The organism is Microbacterium sp. CCNWLW41 (assembly GCF_037083505.1).
In genome coordinates, this window is the sequence record NZ_JBAOJP010000001.1 from 1342422 (window position 1) to 1363486 (window position 21065).

General features: G+C 70.9%; 14 protein-coding genes. 9 read left to right on the forward strand and 5 right to left on the reverse strand.

Annotation, left to right across the window (positions count from 1 at the left end):
• The first annotated feature begins 288 nt into the window (after window positions 1-288).
• From V6R91_RS05860 to V6R91_RS05895, 8 genes are all read left to right on the forward strand, one after another.
• Window positions 289-1743 carry an aldehyde dehydrogenase family protein gene (locus tag V6R91_RS05860; protein WP_336394644.1) on the forward strand — a complete coding sequence of 485 codons (1455 nt, stop codon included), beginning with the start codon at window positions 289-291 and terminating at the stop codon, window positions 1741-1743.
• A 61-nt stretch (window positions 1744-1804) separates the two neighbouring features.
• On the forward strand, window positions 1805-2665 hold the full coding sequence (locus V6R91_RS05865) for a citryl-CoA lyase (RefSeq protein WP_336394645.1): 861 nt from the start codon (window positions 1805-1807) through the stop codon (window positions 2663-2665).
• Complete coding sequence (locus tag V6R91_RS05870; RefSeq protein ID WP_336394646.1) at window positions 2662-4425, forward strand: thiamine pyrophosphate-binding protein; 1764 nt, start codon at window positions 2662-2664, stop codon at window positions 4423-4425. Before V6R91_RS05865 ends, V6R91_RS05870 begins: the two co-directional genes overlap by 4 nt.
• A 44-nt stretch (window positions 4426-4469) precedes the next feature.
• Window positions 4470-7193, forward strand: coding sequence for a TIM barrel protein (locus tag V6R91_RS05875; protein ID WP_336394647.1), 2724 nt, complete (start codon window positions 4470-4472; stop codon window positions 7191-7193).
• Between the two features lie 101 nt (window positions 7194-7294).
• Window positions 7295-9142 (forward strand): alpha-amylase family protein, encoded by a 1848-nt coding sequence (locus tag V6R91_RS05880; protein ID WP_442928105.1) that lies wholly within the window; start codon window positions 7295-7297, stop codon window positions 9140-9142.
• Between the two features lie 97 nt (window positions 9143-9239).
• Entirely contained in the window at window positions 9240-10229 is a 990-nt protein-coding gene (locus V6R91_RS05885) for an NADP-dependent oxidoreductase (RefSeq protein ID WP_336394648.1), read from the forward strand.
• A 213-nt stretch (window positions 10230-10442) separates the two neighbouring features.
• Window positions 10443-11579 carry a hypothetical protein gene (locus V6R91_RS05890; RefSeq protein ID WP_336394649.1) on the forward strand — a complete coding sequence of 379 codons (1137 nt, stop codon included), beginning with the start codon at window positions 10443-10445 and terminating at the stop codon, window positions 11577-11579.
• The gene (locus tag V6R91_RS05895; RefSeq protein ID WP_336394650.1) at window positions 11576-12742 is read left to right on the forward strand and encodes an O-antigen ligase family protein; all 1167 of its coding nucleotides are present in this window, start codon (window positions 11576-11578) and stop codon (window positions 12740-12742) included. The genes V6R91_RS05890 and V6R91_RS05895 overlap by 4 nt, the downstream gene beginning before the upstream one ends.
• Here V6R91_RS05895 and V6R91_RS05900 read toward each other — a convergent pair.
• The 4 genes from V6R91_RS05900 to V6R91_RS05915 form a co-directional block, all read right to left on the reverse strand.
• A complete protein-coding gene (locus V6R91_RS05900) occupies window positions 12685-14379 on the reverse strand; it encodes a glycoside hydrolase family 13 protein (RefSeq protein WP_336394651.1) in 1695 nt (564 codons plus the stop codon). The genes V6R91_RS05895 and V6R91_RS05900 overlap by 58 nt on opposite strands.
• 54 nt (window positions 14380-14433) lie before the next feature.
• Window positions 14434-15255: a carbohydrate ABC transporter permease gene (locus V6R91_RS05905; RefSeq protein WP_336395051.1), complete on the reverse strand. Its 822-nt coding sequence runs from the start codon at window positions 15253-15255 to the stop codon at window positions 14434-14436.
• 95 nt (window positions 15256-15350) lie between these two features.
• Window positions 15351-16283 (reverse strand): carbohydrate ABC transporter permease, encoded by a 933-nt coding sequence (locus V6R91_RS05910; RefSeq protein ID WP_336394652.1) that lies wholly within the window; start codon window positions 16281-16283, stop codon window positions 15351-15353.
• A gap of 23 nt (window positions 16284-16306) precedes the next feature.
• Window positions 16307-17575 carry an ABC transporter substrate-binding protein gene (locus tag V6R91_RS05915; RefSeq protein ID WP_442928095.1) on the reverse strand — a complete coding sequence of 423 codons (1269 nt, stop codon included), beginning with the start codon at window positions 17573-17575 and terminating at the stop codon, window positions 16307-16309.
• 114 nt (window positions 17576-17689) lie between these two features.
• On the opposite strand from V6R91_RS05915, the gene V6R91_RS05920 reads away from it, so the two are divergent.
• Window positions 17690-18910 carry an ROK family protein gene (locus V6R91_RS05920; RefSeq protein WP_336394653.1) on the forward strand — a complete coding sequence of 407 codons (1221 nt, stop codon included), beginning with the start codon at window positions 17690-17692 and terminating at the stop codon, window positions 18908-18910.
• A 25-nt stretch (window positions 18911-18935) separates the two neighbouring features.
• Here V6R91_RS05920 and V6R91_RS05925 read toward each other — a convergent pair whose 3' ends face one another.
• Window positions 18936-21038, reverse strand: coding sequence for a penicillin acylase family protein (locus V6R91_RS05925; RefSeq protein WP_336394654.1), 2103 nt, complete (start codon window positions 21036-21038; stop codon window positions 18936-18938).
• Window positions 21039-21065: the final 27 nt, after the last annotated feature.

The following is a 21065-nucleotide window of genomic DNA, read 5'->3' on the forward strand; positions in this document are numbered from 1 at the left end:
CTTCGATCCGGCCCCGGGCGGGCTCGCGCCCGCCCGGAGCCATCGTGGGGAATGCCGTCCGGACTCCCGATCCGAGGGATCGGTCGAACGGTCGGCGCTCGGACGCTAACCCCGGGCACACGGCGGGACAACCCTGCGGCCCATCGAGTGGCACAACCTCTCGTGGCGGGGTGGCCCGGTGACCGGAGTGCCGTGGGCTTACTGCCCAGTGGGACACCCTTTGTCGGCGGTGACCGGGCGTGCATAGCATGCGGCAGTCGGCACCCCACGCCCATGGACGGAGTTGTCATGGCTGCTTCAGCACCCAAATCCCTGTCGCCGGAACAGGAGCAGGAACTCGACGAGGTCTTCGCCCGCGCGCGTGCGGCTCTCGCCGTCATCGAGACCTACGACCAGGCGCGCGTCGACCGCCTGATCCAGGCCGTCGCGTGGGCGGTGGCCAACCGCTCCACCTTTCACCGGCTCGTCGGGATGGGCATCGAGGAGTCGGGACTCGGCGATTTCGACAGCCGGATGAACAAGCGCATGAAGATCCGCGGCGTGCTCCGCGACGCGCTGCGCAGCCCCTCGGTCGGCGTGATCGAGGAGGACGCCGAGAAGGGCCTCGTCAAGTACGGCAAGCCGGTCGGCATCATCGGCTGCATCGTGCCGACCACGAATCCCGACCTGACCCCGGCGGGCAACGCGATCTACGCGATCAAGGCGCGCGACGTCGTCGTGTTCTCGCCGCACCCCCGTTCGAAGCACACGACGTTCGAGACCGTGCGGCTCATGCGGGAGGCCCTCGAGGCGGAGGGCGCCCCCGCCGACATCCTGCAGTGCATCACCCTGCCGAGCCTCGCCGCATCCCAGGAGATCATGGCGCGCTCCGACCTCGTGATCGCCACCGGTGGTCAGGGGCTCGTGCGCGCCGCGTACAGTTCCGGGACCCCGGCGTACGGGGTCGGCGCGGGAAACGCCACGGAGTTCGTCGACGAGACGGCCGACATCGGCGAGACCGCCCGCAACTGCATGATCTCCAAGACCTCGGACTTCGGCTCGGGGTGCTCGGCGGACGGCAACGTGCTGGTGCCGGCGTCGCGCTACCGCGAGATGCTCGAGGCCCTGCAGGCCGAAGGGGGGTATCTGGCGTCCACCGACGAGCGGTCGGCGCTGCAGCGCGTGATGTGGGACGACGAAGGGCATCGGCTGCCCGACACGGTGGCCATCTCGCCCCAGGCGCTCGCGAAGGCGGCGGGCTTCGAGATCCCCGCGGAGTCGCGGTTCATCCTCGTCGAGGGCGACGGCATCGCCGAGGATCGGCAGTTCTGCAAGGAGAAGCTCACGACGCTGATGGCGGTGCACCCGTACGACGGCACCTTCGAGGACGGCGTCGAGGTCGCCAAGCGGCTGTACGACATCGGCGGCAAGGGGCACTCGTGCGGCATCGCGTCGACCGACGACGCGCACATCGACTACTTCGCGCAGCACATGCCGGTCTCGCGGATCATGGTGCGACAGCCCAACTCGAAGGCGAACGCGGGGGCCTTCACGAACGGGATGCCGATGACCTCGTCGATGGGCTGCGGCACCTGGGGCGGGAACATCACCTCCGAGAACGTCTCGCTGCGGCACTACCTGAACACGACATGGGTCTCGCGCGCCATCGCCGAGGACCGCCCCTCGGACGAGGAGCTGTTCGGCGACTTCTACGACGCCGCGCTCGAGTCGGCAGCGGCGGCGGCGACGGCGGTGACCCGGTGACGGCCGCGGCGGCCGCGGCACGTGCGAGACCAGCGACGGCCGCGACGGAGAGGGCGCAGCGATGAGCGGCGAGTCGGCCGAAGACCTCGTCGCGCAGGCGCGACAGTGGTGGAGCACCGACATCATCGACGTCCAGCCCGGTGAGATCGCCCTGCGCGGCTACCCGATCCAGGAGCTCCTGGGACGGGTCGGCTTCGTCGAGACGATCTGGCTCATGTTGCGGGGCGAGCTGCCGTCCCCCGCGGAGGCGGCCCTCTTCGAGGCCGCCCTCGTCGCCTCCGTCGACCACGGCCCGCAAGCGCCGTCGATCGCGATCGCCCGCATGGCCACCACGTGCGGCGTGCCGGTCAACGCCGCGATGGCCTCGGCGATCAACGTGCTCGGCGACGTGCACGGCGGTCCGGGCCAGCAGTGCATGGAGGTGTACCTCGCGATCGACGAGGAGCTGCAGCGGACGGGTGATGTCGAGCAGGCCACGCGGCTCGTGCTGCAGCGGCAGCGCGAGGCCGGCGTGACCTACGTCCCCGGCTTCGGCCACCGCTTCCATCCGCTCGACCCGCGCACGCCGCGTTTGCTGTCCCTCGTCGACGCCGCGGCGGCCGACGGGGTCATCGACGGGCGCTTCGCCGCCATCGGCCGTGCCGTGGAGGACGCCATCAGCGCCGGCCGGCCCCGGCGCATCCCCATGAACGTCGACGGCGTGACAGCCGTCATCTACTGCGAGCTGAGATTCACTCCCGAGCTCGGGCGCGGGGTGTTCATCCTGGCGCGCTCGGTGGGGATCCTGGCGCACGCCGCCGAGCAGATGACGCAGGGCGGGCGGATCAAGGGACCGCTGCCCAAGTCGATCGGCTACACGTACACGGGACCGGCTCACAGGTCCGTCCCGCTCGACCTCGATGAGAGAGGAACATCCCGATGAAGGACCTGGTGTCCAACCAGATCGTCCGCTACCTGGAGGCCCGCGACGTCGCGCACGTCTTCGGGCTCTGCGGCCACACCAACATCGCCCTGCTGGCGGCGCTGGAGAAGAGCGAGAGCATCTCGTTCGTGAATGTGCGCCACGAGCAGATCGCCTCGCACGCCGCGGACGGGTACGCCCGGGTGACCAAGCGGGCCGGTGTCGTGCTGACGCACCTCGGGCCGGGACTGACCAACGCGGCGACCGGCGTCGCCAACGCCGCGCTGGACTCGATCCCGCTGGTCGTGATCGCGGGGGACGTGCCGACGCACTACTTCGGCAAGCATCCCCACCAGGAGATCAACCTCCACGCCGATGCCGCGCAGTACGAGATCTACCGCCCGTTCGTCAAGCGCGCCTGGCGTGTGGACCAGCCCCACCTCGTCGCCGAGGTGCTCGACAAGGCCTTCACCCTCGCCGAGAGCGGGCGCCCGGGGCCGGTCCTCGTCGATGTGCCGATGGACGTCTTCTCCGCGGAGGTCGACGTCGCCCTGTTCGACAGGGTGATGGGAAACACCCGCTCGCTCGCGCGGCCGTCCCTGGACGAGAGGGTCGCCGAGCAGATCGTCCGGAATCTGCTGGATGCCTCGCACCCGGTGCTCTACGTCGGCGGCGGCGTCGTGGCCGCCGACGCTGCGGCCGAACTCGCCGAGTTCGCCGAACTGCTCTCACTGCCAGTCGCGCACAGCCTGATGGGCAAGGGCGCCGTGCCGGACGACAACCCGCTCGTGCTCGGCATGACGGGCTTCTGGGGCACCGCGTTCACCAACGAGGCGACGCGCACGGCCGACTGGATCCTCGCCCTGGGCACCCGGTTCGCGGAGGCCGACTCGAGCTCGTGGTACGCGGAGTACACGTTCGACATCCCCGGGACCAAGCTCATGCAGGTCGACATCGACCCGGCCGAGCTCGGCCGCAACTACCCTCTCGAGGTCGGCGCGCTCGCCGACCTGAAAGCCGCGCTCACCGTGCTGATCCGGGTCGCGCGCCGAATGGCGCCGGACGGAGTCGACCGTGGCGAGCTCCGCGCGCAGATCGCCGCGAACCGGGCGACCGTGAAGCTGCAGAACGCGGACGCCCAGGTCTCCGACGCGTGGCCGATGCGGCCCGAGCGGATCCTCGCCGAGACCCGGGAGGTGCTCCCTGCTGACGCGATCATCACGACGGATGTCGGGTGGAACAAGAACGGCGTCGGCCAGCAGTTCGACATCCTGACGCCCGGCACGTTCCTCACCCCCGGCGGATTCGCGACGATGGGCTTCGGTGCGCCGGCTGCCGTCGGTGCGAAGATCGCCCACCCCGACCGCGTGGTCGTATCGCTCGTGGGCGACGGCGGGTTCGGACAGAACCCGGCGGTCCTGGCCACGGCGCGCGAGGAGAACGTGCCCGTGGTGTGGGTCGTGATGAACAACAACGCGTTCGGCACGATCGCCGGGCTGGAGAAGGCCGCGTTCGACACCACGTACGGCACGGTGTTCGGAAGCGCGGACGACCCGATGTACACCGACTTCGCCGCGATCGCGGAGGCGTACGGCGTCACCGGCATCAAGGTCGACGCCGCAGCGGAGTTCAAGCCCGCGCTCGAACGTGCGGTCGCGCTCGGGCGCCCGGTCGTCATCGACGTGTCGATGGTGAACGTCCCGACTCCGACGACGGGGCACTGGAACATCCTCGACATCTACTCGCCCGACCGGGCGATCGAGCACGTCGCGACCCACTGACCCGTCGCCCCCGCGGGCGCACAGAATGCGAGGCGGACCCCGAGATGGAGACGGCGCAGGGTGTGCTGGACGTCTCGATCTCGAGCGTGTGCCTGTCGGGCACGCTCGAGGACAAGCTTCGCGCCGCCGCCGCGGCCGGGTTCTCGGGCGTGGAGATGCTCGAGTACGACCTCATCATGTCGCCGTGGTCTCCCGGGCGTCTCGCCCGGGAGGCCGCCGGCCTCGGCCTGTCGATCGACGTCTACCAGCCTTTCCACGTCGAGACCGTGTCGCCGGACCTCTTCGGCGGCGCCCTGCGCCGTGCCGAGCGCAAGTTCGACCTGTTGTCCGACCTCGGTGCGCGCGTCCTCGTGTGCTGCTCGTCGCGGACCGAGAACGGTGTCGACGACGACGGCCTGACGGCGGCGCAGCTGCACGCCCTGGCGGAGCGGGCCGCGCGCAGCGGCATCCGGCTCGCGTACGAGGCCGTGCCCTGGGGGCGCGTGCGCACACACGCGGAGGCGTGGCGTCTGATCGAGCAGATCGATCACCCGGCTCTCGGCCTCTGCCTCGACAGCTTCCACGTGCTGTCGGCCGAGAACGATGCGAGCGCCGTCTCGCGGGTGGCCGCCGAGAAGATCTTCCACGTGCAGCTCGCCGACGCCCCGCGTGTGGACATGGACGTGCGGGAGTGGAGCCTTCACTACCGGATGTTCCCAGGCCAGGGTGCGCTCGACGTCGCCGGCTTCCTCGCACGCGTGCTCGCGACGGGCTACCGCGGCCCCATCGCGCTCGAGGTCTTCAACGACGTCTATCAGCAGGAGGATCCCCGGCACGCCGCCGTCGACGCCATGCGCTCGCTGCGCGCGCTCGCCGAGACCGTGACGGCGCGCGGATCCGGCGATGCGCCGGCGCCGCTGAGCGGCGAGCAGCTCCCGCCGGCGCCGCGGCTCGAGGGCTTCGCGTTCGCCGAGCTGGCGGTCGACGAGGTCTCGGGGCCGCTCCTCTCGCGGGCCCTCGCCCGTCTCGGCTTCGCGCACGTCGGGCAGCATCGCTCCAAGCCGGTGCAGCTGTGGCAGCAGGGCGACGCCCGCGTGCTCCTCAACTCGGCCCCGGAGCGATCTATCGATCCCGCGACCTCGGCGATCTGCGCGCTGGGCGTGCAGACCGCCGACGCCTCGGCATCGATGCGGCGCGCCCAGAGCCTGCTGGCTCCGAAGCTCGCCCGCCGGCGGGCACCGGGCGAGACCGACCTCGCCGCCGTGGCGACGCCGGACGGCACCGCCCTGTTCTTCTGCGACGCCGACGGACGCCCCGGCTGGATGGACGACTTCGCCGCCACCGGCGCCGAGGCCGGCTCGTCGGCGCTGCTGACCCGGATCGACCATGTCGCGGTCACCGAGTCGATCGACGACTTCGACCAGTCCGCGCTCTTCTTCCACTCGGTGCTCGGCCTCGTCCCGCGCGAGCTGACGGAGGTGACCGCGCCCTTCGGCCTGATCCGCACGTGGTCGGCCAGCGGCTCCGACGGCTGCGTGCGGATCGCGCTCAGCACCAACCCGCTGCGGCGCGGGGACTGGTCGCCGGGGGTGTCGAGCCCGCAGCTGGTGGCGTTCGCCACCGACGATGCCATCGCTTGTGCGCGAGCGCTCCGTGAGCGGGGAGCGCCCGTCCTCGAGATCCCCGCCAACTACTACGACGATCTCGAGGCGCGTGTCGCTCTCCCCGGCGACATCCTCGCCGCGCTCCGTGAGAACTCGATCCTCTACGACCGCGACGAGCGCGGAGAGTTCCTCCACTTCTTCACCGAGATGCTCGGCTCGCGGGTGTTCTTCGAAGTCGTGCAGCGGATCGACGGGTATGACGGCTTCGGCGACGCCCGCAGCGTCCCCCTGCGCATGGCCGCACACCGCCGGCAGCGCATGCGCACGCTGGCGAGCGACCCGGCCGAGGCACCCGTGGCGCACCGGCACGACTACTCGCTCGCTCATCTCACGGCGCTGAGCCTGTCTCCGCCGGAATTGGTGGATGCCGCGGCCGCAGGCGGCTACCGCTACGTCGGCCTGCGCATGACGCGGGTCACCCCGCAGGAGCCGCACTACCCGCTGGCGTACGACCCGGCGCTGATGCGCGCGACGAAGACGCACCTGGCCGCGACCGGCGTCGAGGTACTCGACATCGAGCTCGCGCGCATCACGTCCGGCGACAGTCCGCGCGACTACCTGCGGTTCCTCGAGGCCGGGGCCGAGCTCGGCGCCCGCCACGTCATCGCGCAGCTGCCGGACTCGGACTTCGCCCGCAAGACCGACCGGTTCGCGGAGCTGTGCGAGCTGGCCAGACCGCTGGGGCTGACGATCGACCTGGAGTTCCCGTCCTGGACCGAGACGCCCGACCTGAGCGAGGCCACGCGCGTGCTCCGCGCGGCGGATCAGCCCAATGCGGGACTTCTCGTCGACCTGCTGCACTTCGCCCGGTCGCGATCCAGCGTGGAGGAGCTGCGCGGGCTGCCGCGCGAATGGTTCCACTACGTGCACGTGTGCGATGCGCCGGGTGAGATCCCCGACGCGACGGCGGAGCTGATCCACACCGCGCGCTTCGAGCGGCTCTTCCCCGGGGAGGGCGGGATCGACATGCTGGGCATCCTCGCCGCCCTGCCGTCGGGTCTTCCGTTCGCGCTCGAGATCCCACGGGCCATGCTCGTGGCCCAGGTGGGCGGGAAGGAGCACGCCCGGCTCGCCATGGCCGCAGCCCGCCGCCACCTCGACACCGCGGACATCGCGTCACGGTGAGCAGCGCAGCCGGCGCCGGACGGGGATGGACCGCAGGCATCCGGTGCGCAAGAGTGGGCATCGTGTTCGCCTTCGCTGACGAGGCCGCCGACGTCGCCGGCATCCTCGACGACCTGGTGGTGGCCGGTGCCGATGCGGAGCTCCTGGCCCGCGTCCGCCGGCACCTGCCGCGCCTCCACGGACTTTTCGGGCGTCTCTACGGCGACCGCCCGGACGCGTTCGACAGGCTGCGGTCGGTGGTGGCGCTCGCCGCGGAGTCGTGGCATGCCCGGCCGGAGTCGCTCAAGCAGCTGGATCGAGAGCGGGAGAGGCATCCGGACTGGTTCCAGTCGCAGCGCATGCTGGGCGGCGTCTGCTACGTCGACCGGTACGCCGGCGGACTCGCCGGCATCCGCGACCGCATCCCGTACTTCCGTGAACTGGGCCTGACCTATCTGCACCTGATGCCGCTCTTCGAGAGTCCGGAGGGTAACAGCGACGGCGGCTATGCGGTCTCCAGCTACCGGCGGGTGAACCCCAGGCTCGGCACGATGGCCGAGCTGTCCGACCTCGCAGCCGAGCTGCGGCAGGCCGGCATCTCGCTCGTCGTCGACTTCATCTTCAACCACACCAGCAACGAGCACGAGTGGGCCCGCAAGGCGGTCGCGGGAGTGGCCGGCTACGAGGACTTCTACCTGATCTTCCCCGACCGCACCATGCCGGACGCGTACGAGCGGACCACCCGCGAGATCTTCCCCGACGATCATCGCGGCTCGTTCGTGCAGCTGCCGGACGGACGCTGGATCTGGGCCACCTTCTACTCGTTCCAGTGGGACCTGAACTACGCGAATCCCGCCGTCTTCGAGGCCATGGCCGGGGAGATGCTGTTCCTCGCGAACCAGGGTGTGGAGGTGCTGCGCATGGACGCCGTCGCCTTCATCTGGAAGAGGCTCGGCACCGCGTGCGAGTCGCTGCCCGAGGCCCACCTGCTGCTGCAGGCGTTCAACGCCGTGCTGCGCATGGCCGCGCCGAGCCTGCTGTTCAAGTCCGAGGCCATCGTGCATCCCGACGAGGTGGCGGAGTACATCTCGCCCGACGAGTGTCAGCTCTCGTATAACCCGCTCCAGATGGCCCTCACCTGGGAGGCGCTCGCGACACGGGACGGGCGGATGCTGCAACAGGCGCTCGAACGTCGCCATGCGCTGCCCGAGGGCACGGCGTGGGTGAACTACGTGCGCAGTCACGACGACATCGGCTGGACGTTCGCCGACGAGGATGCCGCGGAACTCGGCATCTACGGCTACCCGCACCGCAGGTTCCTGAACGACTTCTACGTGGGACGGGTCGCCGGGTCGTTCGCCCGCGGCGTGCCGTTCCAGGAGAACCCGCGCACCGGGGACGCGCGCGTCACCGGAACCACTGCTTCGCTGGCGGGGATCGAGGCGGGCGACGACGGCGGCGAGGACCGGGTGATCCTCGCCCACGCGCTCGCACTCTCCACCGGCGGCATCCCGCTCCTGTACCTCGGCGACGAGGTGGCGCAGCTGAACGACTACTCCTACGAGAACGACCCCGCGCAAGCCGGGGACAGTCGGTGGGTGCATCGCCCGCATCGACCCGAGCATGCCTACGCCCACAGAACCGACCCCACCACCGCCGCCGGCCGCGTCTTCTCGCGTCTGACGACGCTGATCGCGTCACGGCGCGACGCCCCCGAACTCGCCGGCAACGACCTCTGGCCGTTCGACGCTCACGACGACCACGTGGTCGGCTTCCTCCGCCCCGGCCCGAGCTCCGCGATCCTGGTGCTGGCCAACGTCGGCGATCACCCGGTGGAGGTCGACGCGCTCACGCTGTCGGGGATGGAGCCTGACGCCGAGGACCTCGTGCTCGGACGACCGGTGTCACTGCGGGAGGGGCTCCTGCTCGCCGCTCACCAGGTGGCCTGGCACCGCGTCCGGCTGCGCTGACGCGGAACCCCCGGGTGCATCCATCCGGGGGCCCCGGCCGGAATACTTTTTCGAGGCCGGCGCAGGCCTCGGGCCCGGACGGCTGGAGGGGATCGCGATGAGAGCACCCACTGAGGCATTCACCTACCGCTACACCCACTACGGCGACGCCGAGGTGCTCAAGCGCCACCGGTATCCGCTGCCTTCCCCGGGCCCCGGCGAGGTGCTCGTCGAGGTGATCTCCACGTCGATCAACCACATGGACGCGTTCCTGCGCAACGGCAAGGAGGACACGTGGCACGACGATCCGTGGCCGCGTGCGTCCGGCTGCGACTTCGCGGGGATCGTCCGCGGAGCAGGTCCCGGGGTGACCGCGTTCCGCGCGGCGGCCGAGGTCGTCGGGCACACCCGCACGGGGGCGCACGGCAGCCACATCGTCGTTCCCGCCGCCCAGCTCGTGCGGAAACCCAGGAACCTCGAGTGGGAAGTGGCCGGGGGCCTCTTCCTCGCCGGGGCGACAGGGCTCGACACCCTCGACGATCTTCGGATCGACAGCTCCGACACCGTCGTGATCTCCGCCGCCGCAGGCGGTGTGGGCAGTATCCAGGCGCAGCTGGCGAAGCACCGTGGCGCTCGCGTCATCGGCACCTGCGGTGCGCGCAACTTCGACTATCTGCGCCAGCTCGGCATCACGCCCGTGAGCTACGACGACGGCATGGCCGAACGGATCCAGCGCGTCGCCGGGGGACCGGTCACGGCGTACATCGACAACTACGGCAAGGACGGCCGCGCGGTCGCCGACGCGCTCGGCGTGCCCGACGAGCGGTACCGCTCGAGCGCGGACAGGCGCGAGGTCGAGCTCCGCCTGCTGCGGGACGATCCGGAGTCGACGGCGCATGCGACCCAGGTGCTGCAGCGCGTCGTCGATCTCGCCGCGGCCGGGGCGTTCCGCCTGCTCGTGTCGGGGCTGTACCCGATCGACGACATCGTCGACGCTTTCGAGGACCTGGCGAAGCTCCACGCGAGGGGGAAGATCGTGCTGGCCACCCGTCCGGTGACGAGGGTCCGCTCCTTGCGCGCACGAGAGATCTTCGAGCGCATGCCCTGACCGGCGCATCCAGACGGGAACGGATGCCGCGGACTCGCGGCCGCGGCATCCGTACCGTCGTCGACGGTCCCACCCGTATCACCCCCGCCCGGGCGCACCTCGTAGGAGTCGGGCAGCGGAACTGCGGGCGAGGGCGCCCCCTGGCGGCTGTGGCAGGCCGGGGCTAACATGGCGGCCATCACCCCTGGGCGACTGCGCTCGAGGGAGGGGCTGATGAATGGCGAATCCACGCACGCGCGCTGGTGGCGCACAGGGCTGATCGTCGCGGGAGCCACCGCGCTCGCGATCGCGTTGCCGACGGCGGCGATGCCGCTCTACCTGGCGGCGTACCCCGATCTGGACGTCGACACGTTCGCCGAGGCTCTCATCCCCGCCGACATCGACGCAGGGTTCGGCGCGGCCGAGGTCACGCAGTTCGAGACGCTGCCGTTCCATGCGACCTTGATCTACGACGCACCGGTCGATGACCCCGAGCTCTTCACCATCCAGGTCGCGCAGAGCAACGCCGCCGCGCTCACGGCGGAGTCGCCCGACGCCTTCGCGATCACGCCCACCTCGCCGTCGGTGATGTTCCTCAACGCGGGGACGGCGCGACCCGAGGGCGGCTTCGCCCTCACCTGGACGTGGGACGTGACACCGCTGATCGCCGGCGAGCAGAAGCTCAACGTGCAGATCATCCCGCAGGCGTTCGTCAACGGCGTCCGGCAGGAGCTGAGCGACATCAACGCCCCCGTCGCCGTCACGGTGCAGGTCCATCCGGCGCAGGTGGACTTCGAGGAGGTGGTGTCATCGGTCGCTGCGATGGAGACGGACGTCCCGGACGACATGACGGTGGGACGGGAGCACGACGTCTCCGCGACGCTGTCGATGGCGGGCAACGGTGACACGGTGAGCGCGGACATCGGCCTGACGGCCGCGGAGGACTCCGTGAGGGTGACGATCCTGCCGGCGGAGGCGGTAGCGAGAGCGGCCGCCGGAACCGCCGACGACGATGTCGTGGAGCGCCACTGGACCGTGATCCCAGAGGAAGCGGGTCCGGTCTCCCTCGTCTTCACGGTTCACGTCGGCGGCACGGCGGGAAGTCAGGAGCTGAGTCGGGACGTGCCCCGCACCATCGCCGCGCGGGCCGAGGATCCGCCGGAGCCCGTGTGGGAGGTGATCCGTGGCCCGGTGACGGTGCTGGGCGCGATCATCGCAGTCATCACGGGTGCGATCGGGCTGTGGGCGATGCTGCGCAACCGCTCGAACAAGAAGGCTGCGGCCGACGAGCACGACGAGGGGGATGACGCGGTCGAAGACGACGCCGCTGACGTCCGGCCGGCGGGACGCGCGAGGGACGGTGAGTCATGACGGCCTGCCTCGTGCTGACGGCGATCGCGTGGGCCGTCGCGACGCGGGGCGCCACCGACCTCCGCGACCTGGCCGTGCTGCTCGGGCTGCTCGTCGCTGCCGTCGTCGTCGCGCGGGCCTGGCCCCGGCGGGACCCGGCACTGTGGACCGCGATCGGCGCGGTGATCGTGTGGCTGATCGCGAACGGACCGCTGCGCACGGGCTGGTCGCTGGAGAGCGTTCGAGTCCCGATCCTCGTCGTCCTCGTGACTCTCACGGTCATCGTCGTCGGCAGGATGCGCAGCTCGGAGCGCGAGATGCTCCTGGCCGGCCTGGTCGTCGTCGGATCGCTGCAGGCAGCGATCGCGCTCGTCTCGTGGGCGGTGCTCGCCGCCGGGTCCGCATCCGGCCCCGCCAGAGCCGAGGGGCTTCTCGGCTTCCCCAACGGATTGGGCATCCTGCTCGTGGCGACGTCGATCGTCACCCTCCGCGAGATCGAGCGGCGGCGTGGCGGACGCCTCCTGCCGGCGGCCCTCCTGCTGCAGGTCGCGGCCATCCTCGCCACCGGCAGCCGGACCGCCATCCTGATCGGGGCCATCGTCGTTTGCGCGTGGCTGGCTCTCCGCACCGCGCGGTGGCGGGCGGGCGCGGGTCGGTCGGCCGTAGGCAGTGCCCGCGCCCGCCACGTCCTCGTCGTGTCCACCCTCGGGGTCGGGACGGCCGTCGTGCTCTGGCGCACGGCGGTGGAGCCGAATGAGGACCGCCCCCACCTCTGGCTCGAGGCGCTGCAGCGCATCGCCGCGGCTCCGATCACCGGCGAGGGTGCACCCGCCGCAGCGTTCCGGATCGCGTCGCCCGCTTCGCGAGTCACGACGTCCGCCCACAACGAGATCCTGCAGTGGACGCTGGAGTACGGTCTCGTCGGTCTCGGACTCGCCGTCGCCGTGATCGTCCTCGCGTTGCGCAGCAGCCGGCCGTGGCGACTCGGCGACCGCTGGCTGCAGGTGGCTGCGCTCGCCCTTCTCGCGTCCGGGCTGACCGGGTTCTCACCCCGCATCTCGGCGGTGGCTCTCGCCGCGGCGGTGCTCATCGGCCTGAGCGCGCCCCGCGCGGAGCAGGCCCCTGATCAGGCGCCCGTGAGCCAGACGGTGGTCTCGGGCGGAAGCTCGTCACCCTCGAAGTGACGGCTCGACAGCGACCGCGCGCCGTCGGCGGGAAGCGCATACGGCGTCTGCCCGAAGTTGGTCACCACGGTCCAGCCGTTGGGGCGGCGGAAGGCCAGGACGTCGTCACGGCCGGTCTCGATCCACTGCAGCGACTCCTCGGTCTGCAGCAGGCGGCGCAACGCGAGCGCCTGGCGGTACAGCGCGAGCGTCGAGGTGGGGTCGCCGTCCTGCGTCGAGACGGCGTACTCGGCGAACCACGCGGGCTGCGGCAGGTGCGCACCGCCCGAGCCGAAGCCGAACGACGAGCCCTCGACGGACCACGGCAGCGGGACGCGGCATCCGTCACGCCCGATGTCCTCGCCGGGGCTGCGGAAGAACGTGGGATCCTGGCGCTCGGACTCGGGGATCGACGCGACCTCGTGCAGGCCCAGCTCCTCGCCCTGATAGACGTACGCCGAACCCGGCAGCCCCAGCACGAACAGCGACGCGGCGCGGGCGCGGCGCAGACCCCGCTCGCGGTCGAGCACCGGCGTCGTCCCACCCGACAGCAGCCACTCGTTGCCGTGCTTGCGCGTCGGACGACCCTTCTCGTCGCGCTCGGCGTCCGGAAGGCCGTACCGCGTGGCGTGACGAACCACGTCGTGGTTCGACAGCACCCACGTCGTCGACGACCCCGACTTCGCGGCGAGAGCGAGGTTGTCGCCGACGATCCGACGGAACTGGGCGGCGTCGAAGTCGGCCTCGAGCAGGTCGAAGTTGAACGCCTGGCCCAGGCTCTCGGCGCGTGCGTACAGCGGGATGCGCGACGGCTCGACCCAGGCCTCGGCCACGGCGGTGCGCGGCGGGTCATACGAGTCGAACACCTCGCGCCACTCGGCGTACACCTCGTGCACGTCGTCGCGATCGATCATCGGGTGGTTTCCGTCGCGGGGCATCGCGTCCAGCTCGGCCTGCGAGGGGAGCGGGTCGACGAAGTCCTTCGTGAGCATGTGCGCCACGTCGATGCGGAACCCGTCGACACCGCGGTCCGACCAGAAGCGCAGCGTCTTCACGAAGTCGGCGCGCACCTCGGGGTTCGACCAGTCGAGGTCGGGCTGCTCCTTGGCGAAGTTGTGGAAGTACCACTGCCCGTCGGGCACGCGCTCCCACGCCGATCCGCCGAACACCGACACCCAGTCCGCGGGCGGCTCCGCGCCGCCGGGGCCCGTGCCGTCGCGGAAGATGTACCGGGCGCGGGCGGCCGAGCCGGGGCCGGCGGCGAGGGCCTCCTGGAACCACGCGTGCTGGTCTGACGTGTGGTTCGGCACGATGTCGACGACCACCTTGATGCCCGCGCCGTGCAGGGCTTCGAGCATCTCGTCGAAGTCGTCGAGCGTGCCCAGCCGGGGGTCGACGTCACGGTAGTCGGCGACGTCGTACCCGCCGTCGGCGAGGGCCGACGGGTAGAACGGGCTCAGCCAGACTGCGTCGACGCCGAGCTCCTTCAGGTACGGCACGCGGGAGGTCACGCCGCGGATGTCGCCGATGCCGTCGCCGTTCGCATCGGCGAAGCTCCGCGGGTACACCTGGTAGACGACGGCCTGTCGCCACCAGGCGGGGAGCTGGGCGTCGTTCTGGTTCGAGGTCCAAGGTGCGGTGCGCGCTGCTGTCGTCACGGGGACGGGTTTCCTTTCGAAGTGCTGGTGTGCTCGGTTGGGGGTGCCGCGGGCTCAGCCCTTCACGGCTCCCTGGGTGACGCCCTCGACGACCCATCGCTGGGTGAAGAGGTAGACGATGATGGCCGGCGCCATCGCCATGAGGTACGAGGCGAACGACACGTTGTAGTTGTTGCTGAACTGCGTCTGGAAGATGTTCTGCACCACCGGCAGCGTCTGCAGCGCCGGGTCGGAGATGATGAGCGACGGCATCATGAAGTCGTTCCACGAGGCCAGGAAGGCGAAGATGCCGACCGTGGCGCTCATCGGGGCCAGCAGCGGGAAGATGAGCCGCCAGAACGTCTGATTGGTGCTGGCGCCGTCGATGCGGGCGCTCTCCTCCAGCTCGGCGGGGATCGAGCGCAGGAACGCCGTGAACAGCAGGATGCTGAAGCTCAGCTGGAACATGATCTTCAGGATGATCACGCCGGCGGGATTGTCGAGCCCGGTGAGGCCCGTCAGCTGGATCTGCGGAAGCGCCACGACCGGGAACGGCAGGAACATCGCCGCGAGCAGGTAGTAGAACGAGTAGCGGAAGAGCTTCCGGTCCCAGTTGCGCGAGATGGCGAACGAGGCGAGCGCCGCGAGGATGATCGTGCCGCCCACCGTGAAGACCGTGATCAGCAGCGAGATGAGGAACGCGCGCGGGAAGTTCGTCAGCTCCCATGCCGTCACGAATCCCTCGATGCTCCACGGTGACGGCCACGTGAAGGCGTTGCCGTCGACGGCTTGCGACTGCGTCTTGAACGCCATCATCACCGTCACGTACAGCGGAACGAGCACCGTGATGGCGCAGAGGGCGAGCACGATCGTGCCCGGCCAGTTGACGCGCTCCATCGCGAAGCGGGAGCGGGCGGGCTTTCGAGCCTCGTCGCCGGCGAGCACGCGCTCGGCGGTCATGTCCTCGACGGCGAGGGCGGGCTGCGTGGTCATCAGAAGACGTTCCTTCCGCGAGTGAGACGGAGTTGGAGAAGGGCCAGGCTGAGCGCGATGAGGAAGAAGATCGTCGCGTTGGCCATCTGATAGGCGTAGTCGCCGCCGGAGAAGCCGGTGAAGATCGTCATCGCGATGCTGCGCGTCGCGGTGCCGGGACCGCCGTTGGTGAGGCCCACGATGATGTCGTAGGCGTTGAGGAAGTCCTTGAAGCCGATGATGAGGTTGATCACGACATAGCCGGCGACGAGCGGCAGCGTGATGCGCGTCAGCTGCTGGAACTTGCCGGCACCGTCGATGTCGGCCGCCTCGTAGACGTCGCCGGGGATCGACAGGAGCCCCGCGATGTAGATGAGGAGCGTGCCGGGGATCGCCTGCCACGCGGTGACGATGACGATCGCGATCCAGGCGAGGTCGGGGTTGGCGAGGATGCTCTCGCTCAGCCACCCGATGCCCCACAGCTGGCCGAGCGTGGGCACGGAGTTGGAGAACAGGAAGTTGAAGACGTAGGCGATGATGATGCCCGAGATCACCATCGGGATCACGAAGATCGTCCGCAGCCCCGTCTTCAGACGCACCCGCGAGACCAGCCCGACCGCGAGGAGGAAGGCGAGGACGTTGACGACCACGACGGTCACGGCGGCGAAGCCGAACGTGAAGACGTAGCTCTGCAGGATCGCCGGGTCGGTGAAGACGGCGACGTAGTTGATGATGCCGACGAACTCCCAGTCGCCGAAGCCGATGGAGTTGGTGAAGCTGAAGAAGATGCCGATGACCGCGGGGATCGTGATCGCCAGCGTGAACAGGATCAGCGCGGGCAGGAGGAAGAGGTAGTAGACCCCGTCCACCTTTCGGCGCGTGCGCGGCGTCGTCGCCGCGCCGGAGCGCCGGCCCGTGTTCGGCGCCGTGACGGCGGCCGTGGTGGTTGCCATGAGTGCGTTCCTCTCGTATCGCGCTATTGGCGCAGCGCCAGTCGGGCCCAGTCGGCGTCGAGCCTCGCGAGCGTGCGCTCGGGGTCGGCGCCGGTCACGATGCCCTGCATGTAGTTGTCGGTGGGGATGGTCAGCGGGATCGCCTTCGAGGCGCCCTGGTAGAACTGCGCGGCGTCGTAGTACTCCTTCATCCCGAGGATGCGCTCGTCGGTGACGGGGGCGGAGTCGGTCGTGGTGCCGTAGCCGAGGAAGGCCGCGTTGTACTCGTCCATGACCTCCTTCTGGAAGAGGTAGCTCAGGAAGTCCCGCGCCCCCTCCTTCTGGTCGGACGCCTCGGGGATCCACGCGGCGAGGTCGATGTTGACGCGGACCTTGTTGTCGGCGGGGTCGTCGGTCATCGGCAGCGGGAAGGTGCCGAGATCCAGATCGGGGTTGGTCTTGTCGATCTCACCGAACGCCCACGGCCCCTGCAGGTACATCGCGGCCTCCTCCTTGGCGAAGGCGAGGTTGCCGTCGCCGTACCCGCGGCTGGCGGCATCCTCGTTCGTGTAGTTCTCGGTGAGCTGCACCATCCGGTCGACCGGGTCCAGCATCGTCTTCTGGAACGACACCGGGGAGTCGGGGCCGACCTCGGTGCCGAGCTCGTTCATCTGCTCGTAGAACTCGGCCACGTCGATCTCGCCGCCCACCGTGTAGTCGAACCACCCCTGACCGACGGTCCACGGATCCTTGAAGGTGGCGTAGAACGGTGTGATGCCGGCCGCCTGGAGGGCGTCGCAGACGGCGATGAGCTCGTCCCACGTGGTGGGCACTTCGAGCCCCTGCTCCTCGAAGATGCGCTTGTTGTAGATGACCGATGCCGCCATCACCGAGTACGGCAGGACGCTGGTGCGACCAGGGTAGGTGGCGTACTGGTCGACCAGGTCCTGCACCTCGGGGAGGATCCGATCCGCCTCCGGCATGTCGCCGAGGTCGCTGAGCGCGCCCCGCTCCATGAAGCGGGCCATCTCCATGTTGTAGTTCAGCAGGCCGAGGTCGGGCGGGTTCCCGCGGAGGAATCCCGCCTGCAGGTTGGAGGAGGTGTCGAAGACGACTTCGACCTCGTCCTGGCCGGCGTTGTACTCCTTGATCAGATCGCGGAAGTAGGGGATGGCCTCAGGTTTGCTGAGGTGGAAGCGCACCTCGGCGGGGCCGGACGACGCGCCGGCGCACGCGGCCAGCGACGTGCCGAGGAGCGCGAGGGCGGCGACGGCCGCGCAGGCGCGGCGGACGGTGACGGATGCTGCAGGCACGACGTTGTCCTTTTCCGTGAGGTCGGAGCCACTTTGCTTCGATGAGTAGATTTAGGCATCGAATCAAGTTGTTGTGGACCATAATGCAGAAAGAACCCGCGAAAGGTCAACCCCTTGACGTCACAACCGCTGCTGACTGCCACGACGCTCCGCCGCGCGAGCCTCGACGCGGTGCTCGGGTTCGCCTGGGATGCCGAGGCGTTCACCGCATCCGACGTGATCGAGAGCGTCGGCCTGACCCGGTCGACCGCCATCGACGTCATCGGCGAACTCGTGGAGCGCGGGCTGCTGGCCGAGCTCCCCAATGCGCGCGCGGCGGGGGACTACCGGAAGGGGCGGCCAGCCAGGCGGTTCGCGTTCCGCAGCGACGCTGGGTGCGTCATCGGCGTGGACGCGGGACGCGCCCACCTCACGGCGACCGTGGCCGACCTGCGCGGGGAAGCGCATACGGTGCGCCGTCTCGAGGTGGGTCCGGACGAGGACTCGCCCGACGGCCGGCGGCGCGACGCCGCGCGCGTCGTGGACGAGGCGCTGGCGGCGGCGGGGATGGGGCGATCCGCCGTCGCAGCCCTGTGCGTGGGCGTGCCGGCGCCGGTGGATCGCGACGGCGCCTCACCGCCGCATCGGGACGACTTCTGGCGGCGCATGAACCCCGACTTCGCCGGCCTCTTCGGTGCGTGGGCTCCGCTCGTGCGCGTGGAGAACGACGCATCCCTCGCCGCGGTGGCCGAGCGCGCGGTGGGTGCGGCGGTCGGGTACGACGACTTCGTCACGCTCCTTGCCGGCGAGCGTCTCGGCGCCGGTGTCTGGGTGGACGGCCGGCCGCTCCGCGGTGCGCACGGCGGGGCGGCCGAGATGGTGGCGTTCGATCATGTCGCCGGCGTCGAGGGCGCGTGGGGTCTCGGCTATCGCGCGGCCGACCTGGCCCGGCGTGCGCTGGCCGACGGCTCGGTGACCGCCACGAGCGGGCTGCGGAAGCTGCCGGACGACAGGATCGACGGCAAGACGGTGCTCGCGCTCGCCGCGGAGGGTGACGACGCGGCGCTCGCCGTCGCCCGTCAGGTGGGCGAGACGCTCGCCGTCGTGGCCGGCGTGCTCGGCAGCTTCTTCGACTCGCGTCGCATCATCGTCTCCGGGGCCGTCGCGGCGGGGGCGGCGCCGGTGATCGAGGCCGCCCGCGCCGCGCTGCCCCGAGAGCTCGACCTGCCGGTCCCCGAGATCGTCGCGTCGACGCTGGGCGCGGACATCGTGTCGCTGGGAGCGGTCCGCGCCGCCGTCGAATCGGCGCGCGAGCGAGCCCTCGACCTTCCCGCGTTCGCGGTGGCGGCGGCCTGACCGGTCAGCCGCCCGCCGCGGCGCTTCACGCTCCGGTCGCCGCGTCGGGCGTCAGGCGCGACCAGTCGGTGACGACGCGCGCAGGCTGCACGGCGGCCCAGCCCGGCAGCTGGTCGGCGTAGTGCGGGGACTGCGGGTCTCCCGACGCGCCGAACGGCACGCTCCACAGGCTCCGCTCCCGGTCCGCCAGGTCCCAGGCCCATCGCGCGACCGAGCCGCGCCAGCCGCGATGGGTCACGCCCGGTGTCGACCCCGTGCACCGCACCGTCTCCGCGTCCCCCGAAAGCTCCACTGCGAGCCCGGCATCCGGGGCGTCGACGCCGGGAACGGCGGAGAGCACGTGCGCCGGGAGAAGTCGGTGCGGCTCGCCCCATGCCGGGGCGACGGATGCCTCCTCCCACGCCTCGGTCACGATCCCCGGCATCTCACCGGCGAGGGCGGGGTGGTCGAGCAGTCGCGGCAGCGCGGCGGCGACCTGGACGTCCCGACCGATCCACGCGTCGAACACGCGGCCGAACGGGTGCGGCGCGCGGAGCGCCGCCAGCGCGGAATGCGCCGCGACGCGGCGTGCGACGCCGGCGCGCCAGGCCGCGTACCGGCCGGCGGGGACGGAGGAGGCATCCATCCGCCCGTCCCATGCCCGCAACATCTCGAGCGCCGCCGACGCGCGGGGCGAGAGGTCGGGCGGACGGAACGCGGCCAGGAGCGCGGCCGCCAGCGAGCCGCCCGCGGTGTCGCCCCAGACCGCTGCGAACTCGTCCGCCGTGCGCGGCCGCCGCTCCTCCAGGAGTCGCCGGATGCGCGACGCCCGATGCGGCGGCGGGTACGCCCACCCCAGGTCGACGTCGGAGCGGGCGGGGCGTTCGTTGGCGTCGACCGCGCTGTCGGTCACGCGCACCACCGGGGCCGGCGGCCGGTTCGGCGCCGGACGGGCGGTGGCGCCGTCGAGCGCGCGGCGCCGCTCGCCGCGCGCCCGGTCGGGGGTCACGCCGACCGTGGCGGACAGCACCGTCCCCGTCCGGTCGGCAGCGAGGACCCGGTTCACCGGGTCGACCCACGACGAGAAGGCGGCCATCACGTCGTCCGCGCTGCGGGAGCGCAGGAGGCCGAGCAGCGCCGAGGCGCCGACGTCTGCACCCGCCCGCGCGGGCATGTGCACACTCCATCCGACGAGCTCGCCGTCGCGCTCGCACACGTCCGACACGATCGTGCCGCGCTCCGTCTCGATCGCCTCGACCTCGACGTCGGCGCCGCCGCGCACCCGCACGAGCGAACGCCGCACGTCCGCCGTGCGCCAGCCGTCCGGGCCGAGCGACTCCCAGCCGTCCGCCGTCCGGCGCAGATGTTCGCGGAACACGTCCACGCTGTGGGCCATCGCGTTGGTCACGCCCCAGGCGGCGTCGCCGGTGTGGCCGAAGTGCTGCACGCCCGGCACTCCGGGGAAGGTCAGGCCGACGACGTCGAACTCGTGGCAGGCGAGCCGGACCTGGTGGTACACGCCGGGCAGCTCGAACGTGCGGTGCGGGTCGCCGGCGAGGAGCGGCATCCCGCTGCCGGTCCTCGCGCCGTGGAGCGCCCACGCATTGCTTCCCGAGGTGGACACCGCCTCCTCGCCGAGGTCTCCGTAGCCGGCGAAGACATCGACCCACTCCTCTCCGAGGGTCGCCGCGACGTGCTCGCGCGACAGCAGCACCGGCAGCGGCGAGAACAGCGCATGAGCGGCGTGCAGCACGCCGAGCGGATCGTGGTCCTCCCACGGCTCGAGGGGGCGGGCGTCGGTGAACGCCTCGTCGAGGCTGCGGAACTCGGCCGCCGCACCGCCCGTCGTCGCCATCCCGCGCCGGACGCCGGAGGCGTACCGGCGGACGAACTCGGCGCTGTCGGGATCGAGCCGCGCGTACGCGCGGCGGGCGGTGTCGTCCAGGCGCGCACGCCGCGCGAACACGTCCCACGCGATCCCCGCCTCCCCGATCAGCTCGGACATCCTGCCGGACGCGCGCAGACGCGCCACCTCGATCTGCCAACCGCGGTCGCGCGCGGTCACCTCGCCCTGGGCCTCGGCCAGGTCGCCGACGTCGCGCGCGCGGATGTGGGGGATGCCGAGGGCGTCGCGGAAGACCTCTGCCATCACGTCAGACTCGCACAGCCGCGGAGG

What these genes read in the sequence shown, in the direction of transcription:
- V6R91_RS05860 (WP_336394644.1), top strand. Translation starts at nt 289, where the DNA reads ATGGCTGCTTCAGCACCCAAATCCCTGTCGCCGGAACAGGAGCAGGAA.
- V6R91_RS05865 (WP_336394645.1), top strand. Translation starts at nt 1,805, where the DNA reads ATGAGCGGCGAGTCGGCCGAAGACCTCGTCGCGCAGGCGCGACAGTGG.
- V6R91_RS05870 (WP_336394646.1), top strand. Translation starts at nt 2,662, where the DNA reads ATGAAGGACCTGGTGTCCAACCAGATCGTCCGCTACCTGGAGGCCCGC.
- V6R91_RS05875 (WP_336394647.1), top strand. Translation starts at nt 4,470, where the DNA reads ATGGAGACGGCGCAGGGTGTGCTGGACGTCTCGATCTCGAGCGTGTGC.
- V6R91_RS05885 (WP_336394648.1), top strand. Translation starts at nt 9,240, where the DNA reads ATGAGAGCACCCACTGAGGCATTCACCTACCGCTACACCCACTACGGC.
- V6R91_RS05890 (WP_336394649.1), top strand. Translation starts at nt 10,443, where the DNA reads ATGAATGGCGAATCCACGCACGCGCGCTGGTGGCGCACAGGGCTGATC.
- V6R91_RS05895 (WP_336394650.1), top strand. Translation starts at nt 11,576, where the DNA reads ATGACGGCCTGCCTCGTGCTGACGGCGATCGCGTGGGCCGTCGCGACG.
- V6R91_RS05905 (WP_336395051.1), bottom strand. Translation starts at nt 15,255, where the DNA reads ATGGAGCGCGTCAACTGGCCGGGCACGATCGTGCTCGCCCTCTGCGCC.
- V6R91_RS05910 (WP_336394652.1), bottom strand. Translation starts at nt 16,283, where the DNA reads ATGGCAACCACCACGGCCGCCGTCACGGCGCCGAACACGGGCCGGCGC.
- V6R91_RS05925 (WP_336394654.1), bottom strand. Translation starts at nt 21,038, where the DNA reads ATGGCAGAGGTCTTCCGCGACGCCCTCGGCATCCCCCACATCCGCGCG.